The 14,702-nt window shown below is 74.6% G+C and carries 14 protein-coding genes and 1 riboswitch; of the genes, 10 read left to right on the top strand and 4 right to left on the bottom strand.

The features are described from left to right. Positions 1-16: 16 nt before the first annotated feature. The 5 genes from IH44_RS0111235 to IH44_RS0111215 all read left to right on the top strand — a co-directional run bounded on the left by IH44_RS0111235 (position 17) and on the right by IH44_RS0111215 (position 4,796). Complete coding sequence (locus IH44_RS0111235; RefSeq protein WP_030459329.1) at positions 17-976, top strand: CoA ester lyase; 960 nt, start codon at positions 17-19, stop codon at positions 974-976. 3 nt (positions 977-979) lie between these two features. Further along, positions 980-1,477: a MaoC family dehydratase gene (locus IH44_RS0111230; protein WP_030459328.1), complete on the top strand. Its 498-nt coding sequence runs from the start codon at positions 980-982 to the stop codon at positions 1,475-1,477. A gap of 141 nt (positions 1,478-1,618) precedes the next feature. After that, on the top strand, positions 1,619-2,821 hold the full coding sequence (locus IH44_RS0111225) for an acyl-CoA dehydrogenase family protein (protein ID WP_030459327.1): 1,203 nt from the start codon (positions 1,619-1,621) through the stop codon (positions 2,819-2,821). Positions 2,822-3,253: 432 nt separating this feature from the next. Next, positions 3,254-3,931 carry a phosphatidylserine decarboxylase gene (locus tag IH44_RS0111220; RefSeq protein WP_030459326.1) on the top strand — a complete coding sequence of 226 codons (678 nt, stop codon included), beginning with the start codon at positions 3,254-3,256 and terminating at the stop codon, positions 3,929-3,931. Continuing rightward, positions 3,918-4,796 (top strand): phosphatidylcholine/phosphatidylserine synthase, encoded by an 879-nt coding sequence (locus IH44_RS0111215; RefSeq protein ID WP_369794935.1) that lies wholly within the window; start codon positions 3,918-3,920, stop codon positions 4,794-4,796. The genes IH44_RS0111220 and IH44_RS0111215 overlap by 14 nt, the downstream gene beginning before the upstream one ends. 83 nt (positions 4,797-4,879) lie before the next feature. Here the strand turns inward: IH44_RS0111215 and IH44_RS0111210 are convergent, their stop codons facing one another. The 4 genes from IH44_RS0111210 to IH44_RS0111195 all read right to left on the bottom strand — a co-directional run bounded on the left by IH44_RS0111210 (position 4,880) and on the right by IH44_RS0111195 (position 9,011). Next, positions 4,880-6,319 carry a hypothetical protein gene (locus IH44_RS0111210; RefSeq protein ID WP_232794900.1) on the bottom strand — a complete coding sequence of 480 codons (1,440 nt, stop codon included), beginning with the start codon at positions 6,317-6,319 and terminating at the stop codon, positions 4,880-4,882. 291 nt (positions 6,320-6,610) lie between these two features. Next, complete coding sequence (locus IH44_RS0111205) at positions 6,611-7,732, bottom strand: S9 family peptidase (RefSeq protein WP_030459323.1); 1,122 nt, start codon at positions 7,730-7,732, stop codon at positions 6,611-6,613. Between the two features lie 112 nt (positions 7,733-7,844). Further along, a complete protein-coding gene (locus IH44_RS0111200; protein WP_107066510.1) occupies positions 7,845-8,531 on the bottom strand; it encodes a helix-turn-helix transcriptional regulator in 687 nt (228 codons plus the stop codon). 111 nt (positions 8,532-8,642) lie between these two features. Continuing rightward, positions 8,643-9,011 carry a VOC family protein gene (locus IH44_RS0111195; RefSeq protein ID WP_030459321.1) on the bottom strand — a complete coding sequence of 123 codons (369 nt, stop codon included), beginning with the start codon at positions 9,009-9,011 and terminating at the stop codon, positions 8,643-8,645. Positions 9,012-9,074: 63 nt separating this feature from the next. On the opposite strand from IH44_RS0111195, the gene IH44_RS0111190 reads away from it, so the two are divergent. The 5 genes from IH44_RS0111190 (at position 9,075) to IH44_RS0111170 (ending at position 14,699) form a co-directional block, all read left to right on the top strand. Further along, entirely contained in the window at positions 9,075-9,533 is a 459-nt protein-coding gene (locus IH44_RS0111190) for a MarR family winged helix-turn-helix transcriptional regulator (RefSeq protein WP_030459320.1), read from the top strand. A gap of 53 nt (positions 9,534-9,586) precedes the next feature. Beyond that, complete coding sequence (locus IH44_RS49660) at positions 9,587-9,796, top strand: hypothetical protein (RefSeq protein WP_369794934.1); 210 nt, start codon at positions 9,587-9,589, stop codon at positions 9,794-9,796. A 116-nt stretch (positions 9,797-9,912) separates the two neighbouring features. After that, positions 9,913-9,996, top strand: a riboswitch (cobalamin riboswitch). A 53-nt stretch (positions 9,997-10,049) separates the two neighbouring features. Beyond that, positions 10,050-10,988 (top strand): cobalamin biosynthesis protein, encoded by a 939-nt coding sequence (locus IH44_RS0111180; RefSeq protein WP_030459319.1) that lies wholly within the window; start codon positions 10,050-10,052, stop codon positions 10,986-10,988. A 121-nt stretch (positions 10,989-11,109) separates the two neighbouring features. Further along, positions 11,110-12,660, top strand: a complete 1,551-nt coding sequence (locus IH44_RS0111175; protein WP_030459318.1) for a cobyric acid synthase — start codon at positions 11,110-11,112, stop codon at positions 12,658-12,660. A 35-nt stretch (positions 12,661-12,695) separates the two neighbouring features. Further along, a complete protein-coding gene (locus tag IH44_RS0111170; protein WP_051816768.1) occupies positions 12,696-14,699 on the top strand; it encodes a putative cobaltochelatase in 2,004 nt (667 codons plus the stop codon). Positions 14,700-14,702 lie beyond the last annotated feature (3 nt).

Below are 14,702 nucleotides of genomic sequence, written 5' to 3'. Positions count from 1 at the left end.
GGAAGGAACACCCTCAATGACCGTGAACCGCCTCCGTCCGCGCCGTTCCTGCCTGGCCGTGCCGGGCAGCAACCCGCGCTTCCTGGAGAAGGCCCAGGGCCTGCCCGCCGACCAGGTCTTCCTCGACCTGGAGGACGCCTGCGCCCCGCTGGTCAAGGAGAGCGCCCGGCACCACATCGTGGACGCCCTGAACAACGGCGACTGGGGCGGCAAGACCCGGGTCGTCCGGGTCAACGACTGGACCACGCACTGGACCTACCGCGACGTGATCACCGTCGTCGAGGGCGCCGGCCAGAACCTGGACTGCATCATGCTGCCCAAGGTGCAGGACGCCCAGCAGGTGATCGCGCTGGACCTGCTGCTCACCCAGATCGAGAAGACGGTCGGCCTGGAGGTCGGCAAGATCGGCATCGAGGCGCAGATCGAGAACGCCAAGGGCCTGATCAACGTCGACGCGATCGCCGCCGCCTCGCCCCGGCTGGAGACCATCATCTTCGGCCCGGCCGACTTCATGGCGTCCATCAACATGAAGTCCCTGGTGGTCGGCGAGCAGCCGCCCGGCTACGGCGCCGACGCCTACCACTACATCCTGATGCGCATCCTGATGGCCGCCCGCGCCAACGACCTCCAGGCGATCGACGGCCCCTACCTGCAGATCCGCAACCAGGAGGGCTACCGCGAGGTGGCCCGCCGCTCGGCCGCGCTCGGCTTCGACGGCAAGTGGGTGCTGCACCCGGACCAGGTCGGCGCCGCGAACGAGATCTACTCGCCCGCGCAGGAGGACTACGACCACGCCGAGCTGATCCTGGACGCCTACGACTGGTGCACCTCGGAGGCCGGCGGCGCCAAGGGCTCGGCGATGCTCGGCGACGAGATGATCGACGAGGCCAGCCGCAAGATGGCCCTGGTCATCGCGGGCAAGGGCCGGGCCGCGGGCATGGAGCGCACCACCAAGTTCGAGATCCCGGGAGCCTGAACCATGCAGTTCGGACGCACCTACGAGGAGTTCGAGGTCGGCGCGGTCTACAAGCACTGGCCCGGCAAGACCGTCACCGAGTACGACGACCACCTGTTCTGCCTGCTCACCATGAACCACCACCCGCTGCACATGGACGCCAACTACGCGACCACCACCGTGCAGGGCAAGAACGTCGTGGTCGGCAACTACGTCTACTCGCTGCTGCTCGGCATGTCCGTCCCGGACGTGTCCGGCAAGGCGATCGCCAACCTGGAGATCGAGTCGCTGCGGCACGTCGCGCCGACCTTCCACGGCGACACGCTGTACGGCGAGACCGAAGTTCTCGACAAGCGCATGACATCCAAGCCGGATCGCGGCATCGTGTACGTCGAGACCAAGGGCTACAAGCAGGACGGCACCGTCGTCTGCACCTTCCGCCGCAAGGTGATGGTGCCGACCGAGGCGTACGTGAAGGAGCGCGGCGGCGAGCAGCCCGGCCGCCCCGAACCGCTCGCCTGACAGCCCTCAGAGCCCCGGACGGGCGGGCCGCCGTCATCGGCCTTCGCCCCTACCCGGTTCCCGGGGGCTCCGCGGCAGCCACGCGCCGCGGAGCCCCCCAACCCCCACCCTCATCTTCACGAGCATTCACGGAGCCGCACGATGGGACGCCTCGCACAGACCGACGGCCTCACCGAGATCCAGCGGGACATCCTCGCCACCGTGCGGGAGTTCGTCGACAAGGAGATCATCCCGGTCGCCACCGAACTCGAGCACCGGGACGAGTACCCGACCGCGATCGTCGAGGGCATGAAGCAGCTCGGCCTGTTCGGGCTGACCATCCCCGAGGAGTACGGCGGCCTCGGCGAGTCGCTGCTCACCTACGCCCTGGTGGTGGAGGAGATCGCCCGCGGCTGGATGTCGGTCTCCGGCATCGTGAACACCCACTTCATCGTGGCGCACATGATCAGCGCGCACGGCACCCAGGAGCAGAAGGACCACTTCCTGCCGAAGATGGCGGCCGGCGAGCTGCGCGGCGCCTTCTCGATGTCCGAGCCGGGCCTGGGCTCCGACGTGTCGGCGATCTCCACCAAGGGCGTCAAGGACGGGGAGTTCTACGTCCTGAACGGCCAGAAGATGTGGCTGACCAACGGCGGCACCTCCAGCGTCGTCGCGGTGCTGTGCAAGACGGACGAGGGCGGCAGCACCCCGTACAAGAACATGACCACCTTCCTGATCGAGAAGACCCCGGGCTTCGGGCCGAACGAGACGGTTCCCGGCCTGACCGTGCCCGGCAAGATCGAGAAGATGGGCTACAAGGGCGTCGACACCACCGAGTTGGTGCTGCAGGACGTCCGGATCCCGGCCGACCGGATCCTCGGCGGCGTCCCCGGCAAGGGCTTCTACCAGATGATGGACGGCGTCGAGGTCGGCCGGGTCAACGTGGCCGCCCGCGGCTGCGGGGTGGCCCGCCGGGCGTTCGAGCTGGGCATCGCCTACGCGCAGCAGCGCACCACCTTCGGCAAGAAGATCGCCGAGCACCAGGCGATCCAGTTCAAGCTGGCCGAGATGGCCACCAAGGTCGAGGCCGCGCACCAGATGATGGTGATGGCCGCCCGCAAGAAGGACAGCGGGCAGCGCAACGACCTGGAGGCCGGCATGGCCAAGTACCTGGCCTCCGAGTACTGCAAGGAGGTCGTCGAGGACTCCTTCCGGATCCACGGCGGCTACGGCTTCTCCAAGGAGTACGAGATCGAGCGGCTCTACCGGGAGGCCCCGATGCTGCTGATCGGTGAAGGTACGGCGGAGATCCAGAAGATGATCGTGGGACGCCGGCTGCTGGAGGAGTACCGGCTCGCCGACTGAAGACCCTCTCCCCGCACGGACGGTGGGCGTGCGGCCCGCCGTCCGTCGCCCGCCGCGTCCGGCCCCCGGCCTGGTCAGCCGACCCCGGGCCGGACCGGCGCCCGAGGCGACCCACCGGCGCGTTTCCCCAGGTGCGCGCCGGTGGGTCGCCTCCGCACACCGCGTGTCACGCCGCCGTCACTGAGACGTGAATCACCCGTGACCCGGGACCTCTTGGGGAACCGCCTCCGCTCCGGTTACGGTCGTATGCATAGCAGGTGCCCGACTCCGCAGGCAGGCGTAGTTCGACTAGCAGGCGGCTTGCCCAGATACGGGCAGGTCCCGATAGCATCCACCCGGACAGCAGCCGTCCACACAACTCGATCCCCGCGGTGGCCCCCAGTCCAGGGGCCATTCAGTGTCCCCGCGCGGGGCCGCGACTAAAGGTCCTCGATGCCCATCAGCCCGTCCCCTCACACCTCCGCCCAGGGTCCCGGACCCGAGGGTCGGCGTCCCCGCGTGACCATCGCGCGCGGTGCCACCCCCTGGTTCGTTCCCACGCTGGCCACCGCCGCCGTGACGACCGCCCTCACCCGGCGTTCCGGCAAGTGGGCCCTGGCGGCCGTGCCCGCCTGCGCCCTGAGCGCTGGCATGCTGTGGTTCTTCCGCGACCCCGAGCGCGAGATCGGCGCCGGCCGAGTCATCTCCCCGGCCGACGGCGTGGTCCAGTCCATCGACGAGTGGCCGGACGGGCGCACCCGCGTCGCCATCTTCATGAGCCCGCTCAACGTCCACGTCAACCGCGCGCCGCTGCCCGGCACCGTGACGTCCGTCGAGCACGTCGCCGGTGGGTTCGTCCCGGCGTTCAACAAGGACAGCGACCGCAACGAGCGCGTCGTGTGGCACTTCGACACCGAGCTCGGCGACATCGAGATGGTGCAGATCGCGGGTGCCGTGGCCCGCCGCATCGTCCCCTACGTGGACGCCGGCACCAAGGTCGAGCAGGGCGAGCGGGTCGGTCTGATCCGCTTCGGCTCCCGCGTCGACACCTACCTGCCGGCGGGCGTCGAGGTCGGCGTCACGGTCGGCCAGAAGACCACCGCCGGGGTGACTCGCCTTGACCGTGACTGATCCGGAAACCCTCATCGAGCTCGACGACGAAGAGTCGACCGAGCTCCGCCGCCGCCGCTGGGCCCGGGACCGCGAGCTGCGCGCCCCCCGCTCCCCCCAGCACCTGTCCACCGCCGACTTCCTGACCCTCGGCAACGCCGTCTGCGGCTTCCTGGCGATCTACTCGATCACCACCGGGATCCTCATGCCGCACCTCACCGACGAGTCGGCCGCCCCGGTCAAGCACAGCGCCGCCACCGCGGTGACGCTGCTGCTGATCGGCTCCATGTGCGACCTCTTCGACGGCCTGGTGGCGCGCAAGCTGCGCTCCTCCGCGCTCGGCGCCGAGCTCGACAACCTGGCCGACCTGATCAGCTTCGGCATCGCGCCGGCCTACTTCGTCGCGGTGTGGGGCCTGGTCTCCCCCGGCAGCAACCAGCAGCTCTCCGCGTTCATCGCGCTGACCGTGCTGCTGGCCGTGGTGCTGCGGCTGGCCCGCTTCTCGGCCGTGAAGATGCGGCCGGGGATCTTCCAGGGCATGCCCTGCCCGATGGGCGCGATGACCGTGCTGGCCATCGTGCTGCTCGACCCGCCGTTCATCCCGGGCCTGCTGATGATCCTCGGCGTGGCCTACCTGATGGTCAGCCGGATCGAGTACCCCAAGCCGCAGGGCCTGCTGGCCACCGCGACGCTCGCCTGGATCGTCGTCTCCATCGGCTGCCTCGCCTCCTGGGCGGCGGGCCTGCCCGGCGGCGACACCCTGATGCACATCGGCGCGGTCGCCCAGATCGCGCTGGCCGCGATGGCTCCGCTGCTGGTCATCCGCCGCAAGGTCGGCGAGAAGGTCGGCGTGGTGCGGGCGCGTCGCGCGGAGAACCGGGGCTGACCCGAGCCGAGACGCAACGCGAGGAAGCCGCCCTCCCGGAGATTCTCCGGGAGGGCGGCTTCCTCGTGTGCGGGTGTGCGGGCTCAGGCGCCGCCGTTGTGGACGGAGAAGGCGCTGCGGCGGGCGGCGCGGGCGACCGCCGGGTCGGGGTGGACGGAGGCGACGGCGGTCAGCACGCTGGCGGCGCGCGGGTGGCCGGACTGGCGGGCGCGGTGGAACAACCGGACCGGCTCGCCGGCCGAGGCGCCCTCGACGTGGCCGACCAGCAGGGCGGTCTCGCCGTGGTCGAGCACGGCGGCGGCGGTGTCCACCCACAGCCAGGCGGCGTCCTCGGCGCCCAGCACGTCGGCCGGGGACACCCCGTCCTCGTCCAGCTGTTCGGCCAGCCAGAGCAGCGCGTAGGGGCGCAGGACGGGCTCGTCGACGGCGGCCCGCACGCCCTGTTCGGCGGTGGAGCCGGCCACCACCCGGAGCGCCTCGAAGGCCAGGCCGCGGACGAGCGCGTCCTCGCCGCGGGCGGCTTCGAGGAGTTCGGCGACGGCGCGGTCGGCGGGGCGGGCGGCGACCCAGGCCCGGAACTCGGCGCGGGCCGGGCCGGGGCTGTAGTCGGCGCAGGCGCTGAGCAGTTCGGCGGCGCTCTGCTCGATGTGGCCGGCGGCGGTCTGCGCGACGGTGCAGATCTCCTCCAGCTTGGCCCGGACCGCCCAGTGGCCGAGCGGGGAGAGCTCGGCGGCCTCGTCGCGGCGGCCGAGCGCGCCGACGGCGGCCAGGCCGTCGAGCATCCAGTCGAGGACGGCGGCGACGTCGGCGGGCGAGTGCGGGGTGTCGATCTGCGGTTCGCGGCAGGTGCCGCGGACGGCGGAGACGGCGAACGCGGCGTGCGGGACGGGAGACAGCGGGAAGGTGCCGGAGCTGGGGCCGAGGCGGCGCTCGTCGAGGCCGCGGCGGAGCAGTTCGAGCAGTTCGCTGTCGACCACCGGGCCGTCCACCAGGTGCAGGAAGGACAGCAGCTGGGGGGCCTGGTCGACGGCCTGTCCGGCCAGCTGGGCGAACACGCCGCGCAGGGCGGCGGGCGGGACGGGGGCGAGCAGCGTCCAGGCGTCGAACAGCGCGGACCAGCCGCGGATCACCGCCTCGTCGTCGTGCTCCCAGGCGTGCAGCCGCCAGCCGGGCCCGGCGCCGCCGTCGCGGAGCTCGACCAGGCCGACCAGCAGGGCCTGGCCCCAGGCGTTGGCGGCGGCGCCGACGGTCATGGCGAGGGCGCGCCCGGCGGCGCGGGCGTCCTCGGGCAGGAGTTCGCCGCGCTTGTCGACCTCGGAGAGCTCACCGGCCCAGCGGGCCACCCGGACCGCGTCGGCGAGCATCCGGCGGGCCAGCGGGGCGAGCTCGGAGGGGGCCGGGAAGCCGTCCGGGACGGGCACCCGGCCGCGCCCCGGCTTCGCGGGGACCCGGCGGCGGTTGGCGGCGGCGGGGGGAGTGCCCTCCACACGACCGACGGCCGCCGTTCCGGGCAGACGGGTCACCGTCGCACCGGTGCGGTGGGGCGGGTGCGGGGCATCACGGTCGCGCGGGTTCCGAGACGTCACGCCGTGCAGTCTTCCCCTTGTACGGGCCTTCTGTCACATCGACTGCCGAGCTGTCTCGGCCCGATGTCCGAACGGATCGAACGGCGGGGGGACGAGTCGCCGCGAAACGGGAGGAATCACTCCGCTTTTCGACGTGGACATGGCGAATAAGGTGACCACTCCGTGACGGAGACGCGGTGCGCCGGGTTCCGGTTCCCGCTCCGGCCCGGCGCCGGGCCCTCCGCCGGGTCAGAGCAGCGGGGTGAGGAAGCGGCGCAGCGCCTCGGTGTACCCGTCCGGGTCGGCGTTCCACAGCGCGGCGTGCTCGGCGTGCGGCACCGGGTGCAGGCTGACCAGGTCGTCGCGGCCGTCGGCGAGGCGCTGCGCGGCGCTCCACGGGGCGACCGGGTCGTCGGGGCTGTGCAGCAGCAGCGCCGGCGAGGGCAGGTCGGCGCCGGAGGCGATCCGGGCGAAGTCGGCGAGGTCGACGCCGGTGCGGCCCCGGGCGGCGAGCGTGCCGAGTTCGCCGAGGGCCGGGGAGGACCAGGTCCGGGTGGTGCCCCGGCGGACCGTCTCGGACCAGTCGAGCACCGGGGAGTCCAGCACCAGCCCGGCGATCCGGTCGCGCCAGGTGGAGCGGGCGGCAGTGTGCAGGGCGATGGTCGCGCCGACCGACCAGCCGTACAGCACCACCTGGCCCGCGCCCTGGGCCAGCGCGTACCGGACGGCGACGTCGACGTCCTCCCACTCGGTCTCGCCGAAGTGGCCCAGGCCGTCCGGCGAGGCCGGTGCGTCCGCGTCGCCGCGGTAGCTGACGGTCAGGGTGGGCAGCCGCAGCGCGTGCAGCAGCGGCAGCACCGGCAGGGCCTGTTCGCGGTCGGCGCCCGGGCCGTGCACCAGGAGCACCCAGGTGCCGCGGATGCCCGCGGTGCGCCAGGCCGGCAGGTTGCCGAGGTCGCCGGCCACCGCGACGTCCGCGTAGTCCAGCCCGAGCGCGGTGCGCGGGTCGCCGAGCAGCACCCGCGGGGTGACCCGGACCTCGGTGCCGACCGCGAGGGTGCCGCCGTCGGCCCGCTCCAGCCGCCGGGTGACCCGGCCGCCGCCGCTGCCGAGCACCTCGCCGACCACGGCGTGGCCGTCCTCGCCCCACTCCAGCGCGTAGTGCCCGCGGCGCAGGGTGTCCGGCGTCGCGGTCAGCACCACCCGGCCCGGTCCGAGGTCGTGCACCTCGACCGGGGCGGGCGCGAACACGACCTGCGCGGAGCCGGGGCGCACCACCCGGTCCGAGACTCTCCGGCCGAGCAGCAGGAAGGCCGCCGCTCCGGTTCCTGCGGCGGCGGCTGCGACGACGGCTGCGGTTCCCCAACGCATGGCGGTCTCCCGGGTGCTGGCGGTCCTGTGCTCCCAGTGCACCTGCCCGGAGGGCGGACGGCGAATCGGGGCGGCGCTGCGGGTGACCGGCCGGGGCGGCGGCGCGGGGCGGTCAGGGCGTCCCGTCGGCCTCGGCCTCGGCCTCGGCGAGCAGGTGCCAGAAGCGGGCGGTGGGGTCGGGGCGGGTCGGGGCGGGGGCGGCGCCCCAGGAGGTGGGGGTGTGGTGCTCGGACTGGAGGGCGGCGAGGACGTGTTCGAGGACGGCGGGGGCGACCGGGACCAGGCGGGCGACGGGGTGGAGCTGGGCCTGCCAGCGGCCCTGGACGACCTGGCGGAGGCGGGCGTCGAGGTCGGCGGTGCGGCCGGTGAGGCGGATCAGGGTGGGCAGGTCGAGGGCGAGGACCCGGGCGAGCAGGCGGGTCTGGTCCTCGTTGCCGGTCCAGCGTCCGGTGGTCTCGGCCTGCCGGTAGGTGGTGGGAGTGAGGCCGAGCAGGCGGGCGGCCTGGTCCTGGGTGAGCTCGCGGGCGATCCGGTGGTCGCGCAGGGTGGCCGGGGCGGTGCCCATCAGCCGGGCGGGCGGGCACCACAGGGTGCGGGCGAGGGCGGTCAACTGCTCCTCGGTGGGCGGGAGCAGGCCGTCCTCCCAGCCGAGGACGTGCCCGGGCAGCAGCCGCACGCCGTGGGCGGCCAGCCCGTCCGCGACCTGCTCGACCGTCAGGCCGAGCGCGGTGCGGTGGGCGCGGGCGGCGGCCGGGGAGAACGGCACCGGCGCGGGGGCCGGCGGCTGTCTGCGTCGCATGCCTGCCGACGCTAGGCGCGGGGGGCGGTCGGGCCACAGCCGCGGATGGCACGAAACGGGGGCGCGGCCGGGGCGGGGCGGTTGGGCGAACCGACGACCGGGGCGGGCGGGTCAGGCGCGGTCGTGGAGGGTGATGTGGTAGCCGTCGGGGTCGGCGAAGGTGAAGGTCCGGCCGAAGGGGCCGTCGACCGGTGCGGAGACGATGGGGTGGCCGTCGGCGGCGAGGGCGTCGTGGACGGCCTGGACGTCGGTGGCGTGCAGCCAGAGCGCGGTGCCGAGGCCGGGCCGGGCGGCGGAGTCGAGGTCGGTGCCGGGGACGAGGTCGCGGAGGGCGAACGCGATCGGCCGGGTGGTGAAGACGACGGCGTGCGGGGGGCCGGCCGGTGAGCGGACCAGGCCGAGGTAGTGCTGGTAGAACGCCTGCGCGGCGTCGAGGTCGCGGACCTGCAGCGAGATGAAGTCGGGGCCGGTGACGGGCATGGCGGTGTTCCTCTCCTCTGTGTCAGATTCCTGACACGGATCAACGTATGTCAGACTTCTGACATGAGTCAAAGCGGCGGCGGCATCGATCTGGACACCTCACTGGGCTACCTGCTGAAGGAGGCTTCGAGCGTCCTGCGCTCGGCCATGGAGGAGGTGCTGCGGCCGCTCGGCATGACCGTGACGCACTACTCCTGCCTCGAACTGCTGGCCCAGCGGCCGGGCATGTCGAACTCCGAACTGGCGCGCGGCGCGTTCGTGACCCGGCAGTCGATGAACGTGCTGCTCCAGCACCTGGAACGGGAGGGGCACGTGGTCAGGCCCGCGGCGGCGCCGGTCGGGAAGGCCCTGCCGGCCCGGCTCACGCCCCGCGGGCGGCGGAGCCTGGAGAAGGCGAGCGCGGCGGTCCGCTCGGTGGAGGTCAGGATGCTGGCCGGGATGACCGCGGCCGAGCAGGCGGACGCGCTCCGGAGCCTGCGGAGCATGATCCACTCCCTGCGCGGGGGAAGTGCCGACGGCTGAGCCGGCGGCGCCGATCGGGTCCTCGACTGCCGCTGGGACAAGGCCGGTTGAGGATGCGGCGGCGACGGGAGGGAGGAGACCGGCTGCGGGGCGACGGCCGTGGACGACGGCGGGCGCGGCGGATCACCACGCCGGTGCACGGCGTCCGGTCCCGGGAGGCGGTGGCCCGGCAGAACACCGCGTACGACCAGCCGTCGCACCCGGGATTCTTCCGCGGCGACGGCGTGCCGGCCGCGCCGCGGCCCGCCGTGCACCCGCCCTGACCTGCCACCTTGCCCCGTGGCGGCCCCGGTGGCCGTATGTGACCAACCACTCCACCCGCTCGGTTGACTGCCCCGAACCGGGCGTGGTGGGATCTTTGGGCCAAACGGAGGCAAGCAGAGGAAGCCGGTGCGAGTCCGGCGCGGTCCCGCCACTGTGACCGGACCACCCCGCGCGGGGGTGACCGGAAGTCAGGAGACTCTGGCCCCCGTTCCGTCGATCCAGGGCGCGGACCCTGAGTGAGGACACGACGCCATGGGGGCTGCCCCGTACCTGGTGGGCGCGGCCGCGGGATACCTCGCGGACGCCCGGCTCGGAGACCCCCGGCGCGGACACCCCGTCGCCCTGTTCGGCACCGCCGCGGCCCGGCTGGAGCGCCGCCTGTGGCGCGACCACCGCGGGGCCGGGGCGCTGCACACCGCGCTCGCCGTCGGCACGGTCGCGGCCGGGGCGGCGCTGGCCGTCCGGGCCGCCCGGCGCTCCCCCGTCGCCACCGGGGCGCTGGCCGCCGGGGCCGCCTTCACCGTGCTGGGCGGGACGTCGCTGACCCGGGAGGCCACCGCGATCGGGCGTTCGCTGGCGGACGGCGACCTGGCCGCCGCGCGCGAGCGGCTGCCGCACCTGTGCGGGCGCGACCCGTCGGGCCTGGACGAGCAGCAGGTGGCCCGGGCGGTGGTCGAGTCGGTCGCCGAGAACACCGCCGACGCGGTGGTCAACGCCCTGGTGTGGGGCGGCGTCGCGGGCGTGCCGGGGCTGCTGGCGTTCCGGGCCGTCAACACGCTGGACGCCATGGTCGGGCACAAGTCGGCCCGCTACCGGCGCTTCGGCTGGGCCGCGGCCCGGCTCGACGACGTCGCCGGGTGGCCGGGGGCGCGGCTGACCGCGCTGCTGGCCGTCGCCGCGTCCGGCGCGCCCGGGCGGGCCTGGCGGGTCTGGCGGCGGGACGGCTCCGCGCACCCGAGCCCCAACGCGGGCCAGGCGGAGGCCGCGTTCGCGGGGGCGCTGGGCGTGCAGCTGGGCGGCACCCTGCGGTACGGCGAGCGGGTCGAGCACCGGCCGGTGCTGGGTGCGGGCCTGCCGCCGGTCGGCCCGGCCGACATCGAACGGGCCTGCCGCCTCTCGCGCCGGGTCGGCGCGCTCGCGCTGGCGGCCACGCTGGCCCTGCGGGCGCTGGGCGGACGGCGGCGCAGGTGACCCCGCCGCGGTGCGGGCTGATGGTGCAACTGACAGTGATGGCACGGGACTTCGGCATGCCGCCGTCCGCCGCGTGCGGTTCCGCGAGCCCCGGTCGGGGCGTCTCGAAAGGAGTTCGCCGGTGAACGGCGCGCTGCTGGTGGCCGGTACGACCTCGGACGCCGGGAAGAGTGTGGTGACGGCGGGGATCTGCCGCTGGCTGGCCCGGCAGGGGGTGCGGGTGGCGCCGTTCAAGGCGCAGAACATGTCGCTGAACTCGTTCGTGACGGTCGACGGGGCGGAGATCGGGCGGGCGCAGGCGATGCAGGCGCAGGCCGCCGGGGTGGCGCCGGAGGCGGCGATGAACCCGGTGCTGCTGAAGCCGGGCGCGGACGGGCGCAGCCAGGTGGTGCTGCTGGGGCGGGCGGTCGCGGAGGTCGGGGCACTCGACTACCGGGAGCGCAAACCGGTGCTGCTGGAGCGGGCGCTGGAGTGCCTGGCGGACCTGCGCTCGCGCTTCGACGTGGTGGTGTGCGAGGGCGCGGGCTCCCCGGCGGAGATCAACCTGCGGGACCGGGACATCGCCAACATGGGCCTGGCCTCGGCGGCCCGGCTGCCGGTCGTGGTGGTCGGGGACATCGACCGCGGCGGGGTGTTCGCGTCGATGTTCGGGACGCTGGCGCTGCTGTCGCCGGACGACCAGGCGCTGATCGCCGGGTGGTTCGTCAACAAGTTCCGCGGTGACGCCCGGCTGCTGGCGCCGGGTCTGGAGATGCTGCGGCAGCTGACGGGGCGTCCGGTGCTGGGGACGTTCCCGATGCTGCCGGGCCTGTGGCTGGACGCGGAGGACTCGCTCGGCCTGGCGTCGGTGGCGTCCCGCCCGGCGGCGGGCGGGCCGGCGGGCGCGGAGGTGCTGCGGGTCGCGGTGGTGCGCTTCCCCCGGCTGTCGAACTTCACCGACGTGGACGCGCTGGCCCAGGAGCCGGGCGTGCTGGTGCGCTGGGCGACCCGCCCCGAGGAGCTGGCGGACGCCGACCTGGTGGTGCTGCCCGGCACCCGGGCCACCGTCGCGGACCTGGCCTGGCTGCGCGCGCAGGGCCTGGCCGGGCCGCTGGCGGCCCGGGTCGCGGCGGGGCTGCCGGTGCTGGGGGTGTGCGGCGGCTACCAGATGCTGGGGCGGGAGATCGTCGACGCGGTGGAGTCGAAGTCGTCCGGCCCGGTGGCCGGCCTGGGGCTGCTGCCGACCCGGGTGGTGTTCGGCGCGGACAAGGTGCTGGCCCGGCCGTCGGGGGTGGCGCTGGGCGAGCCGGTGGAGGGCTACGAGATCCACCACGGGGTGGTGGCGGTGGAGGGCGGCGAGGTGTTCGTCGCGGACGCCGCCGGGCGGGCGCTGGACGGCTGCCGGACCGGCCCGGTGTGGGGCACCACCTGGCACGGCCTGCTGGAGAACGACGCGTTCCGCCGGGCGTTCCTGGCCGAGGTGGCCCGGGCCGCCGGGCGCTCCTTCGTCCCGGCGCCGGACACCTCGTTCGCCGCCGCCCGCGAGCGGCAGCTCGACGCGCTGGGCGACCTGGTGGCCGAGCACGCCGACACCGACGCGCTGTGGAAGCTGATCGAGAACGGGGCACCGGCGGGTCTGCCGTTCGTGCCGCCCGGGGCCCCGGCCCCGCTGGAGAGGGGAAGTGCCAAGTGACCGAGGCCCGTTATCCGTTCACGGCGATCGTGGGCATGGACGACCTGCGGCTGGGGCTGCTGCTGAACGCGGTCTCGCCGGCCGTGGGCGGGGTGCTGGTGCGGGGCGAGAAGGGGACGGCGAAGTCGACGATGGTGCGGGCCCTGGCGGGGCTGCTGCCGTCGATCGGGGTCGTGGCGGGCTGCCGGTTCGCCTGCGACCCGGCGGCGGTGGACCCGCAGTGCCCGGACGGGCCGCACCTGGGCGCGGACCGGGGCGAACGGCCCGCGTTCCTGGTGGAGTTGCCGGTCGGCGTGTCCGAGGACCGGGTGGTCGGCTCGCTGGACCTGGAGCGGGCCCTCGCCGAGGGCGTGAAGGCGTACGAGCCGGGGCTGCTGGCGAAGGCGCACCGCGGGGTGCTGTACATCGACGAGGTGAACCTGCTGCAGGACCACCTGGTGGACCTGCTGCTGGACGCGGCCGCGATGGGGCGCTCGTACGTGGAGCGCGAGGGCGTGTCGGTGCGGCACGCGGCCCGGTTCCTGCTGGTCGGGACGATGAACCCGGAGGAGGGCGAGCTGCGGCCGCAGTTGCTGGACCGGTTCGGGCTGACGGTGGAGATCGCGGCGACCCGGGACGCGGACGAGCGCGCCGAGGTGGTGCGCCGGCGGCTCGCGTACGACGCCGACCCGGCCGCCTTCGCGGCGCGCTGGGACGGGCCGGAACGGGAGCTGGCCGAACGGATCACCGCCGCACGGGAGTTGCTGCCGGACGTCGAGCTCTCCGACCTGGCGCTGCGTCAGATCACCGCGGTGTGCGCGGCGTTCGAGGTGGACGGCCTGCGCGCGGACATCGTGATGGCGCGCACCGCGGTGGCGCTGGCCGCCTGGGCGGGGCGCACCGAGGTGCTGGAGGAGGACGTCCGGACGGCGGCCCGGCTGGCGCTGCCGCACCGGCGGCGGCGCAACCCGTTCGACGCGCCCGGGCTGGACGAGGAGCAGCTGGACCGGACGCTGGCCAAGCACCAGCAGCCGGAGGAGCCGGACGGGCCGGACGGGCCGGAGGACGACGGCCCGGGCGACGGCGGTCCTGACGGCGGTGGCCCGGACGGCGGTGGCGCACCGGAGCCCGGTGGTCCCGACCTGCCGTCCTCCGGGGAAGCGGGTGCGGACGAGGCCCCCGTCCCGCCGCAGCAACGCCCGGGCGGCGGGCGGGAGTCGGCGCCGGTCGCGGCCGACCAGCCGTACCGCACCCGGCTGTTCAAGGTGGACGGCACCGGCCGGGGCGCGCAGGGCCGGCGCTCCCCCGCCGAGACGGACGCCGGGCACACCATCCGGGCCCGCCGTCCGCAGGGGCGGCTGTCCCGGCTGCACCTGAGCGCGACGCTGCGCGCGGCCGCGCCGCACCAGGCAGCGCGCGGGCGGGCCGGGCGGGCGCTGGTGCTGCGCCGGGACGACCTGCGCGAACAGGTGCGCCGGGGCCGGGAGTCGAACCTGGTGCTGTTCGTGGTGGACGCCTCGGGGTCGATGGCGGCCCGGCAGCGGATGACGGCGGTCAAGGGCGCGGTGCTGTCCCTGCTGATGGACGCCTACCAGCGGCGCGACAAGATCGGCCTGGTGACCTTCCGCGGCACGGGCGCGGAGCTGGCGCTGCCGCCGACCTCCTCGGTGGAGGTGGGTGCGGCCCGGCTGGAGCAGTTGCCGACCGGCGGCCGGACGCCGCTGGAGGCGGGCCTGCTGCGGGCGCGCGAGGTGCTGCGGGTGGAGCGGCTGCGCGACCCGGACCGGCGCCCGCTGCTGGTGGTGGTGACCGACGGCCGGGCCACCGGCGGCAAGGACGCGCTGCCCCGGGCCCGCCGGGCGGCCGGCCTGCTGGCCGCGCAGGGCGTGGCCGCGGTGGTGCTGGACTGCGAGTCCGGCCCCGTCCGGCTGGGCCTGGCACGGGAGTTGGCCGCGCACCTGAACGGTGACGCGGTGAGCCTGGACGAGCTGCGGGCCGAGGGTGTGGCCTCGCTGGTGCGGGAAGCACGGACGACGACGATGACGCGAAAGGCGGCGTGAGCA

Source organism: Kitasatospora sp. NRRL B-11411 (assembly GCF_000721345.1).
GTDB lineage: Bacteria > Actinomycetota > Actinomycetes > Streptomycetales > Streptomycetaceae > Kitasatospora > Kitasatospora cineracea.
Note: the sequence above shows the minus strand (reverse complement) of the source record. Positions and strands in the feature narration are given on the sequence as shown.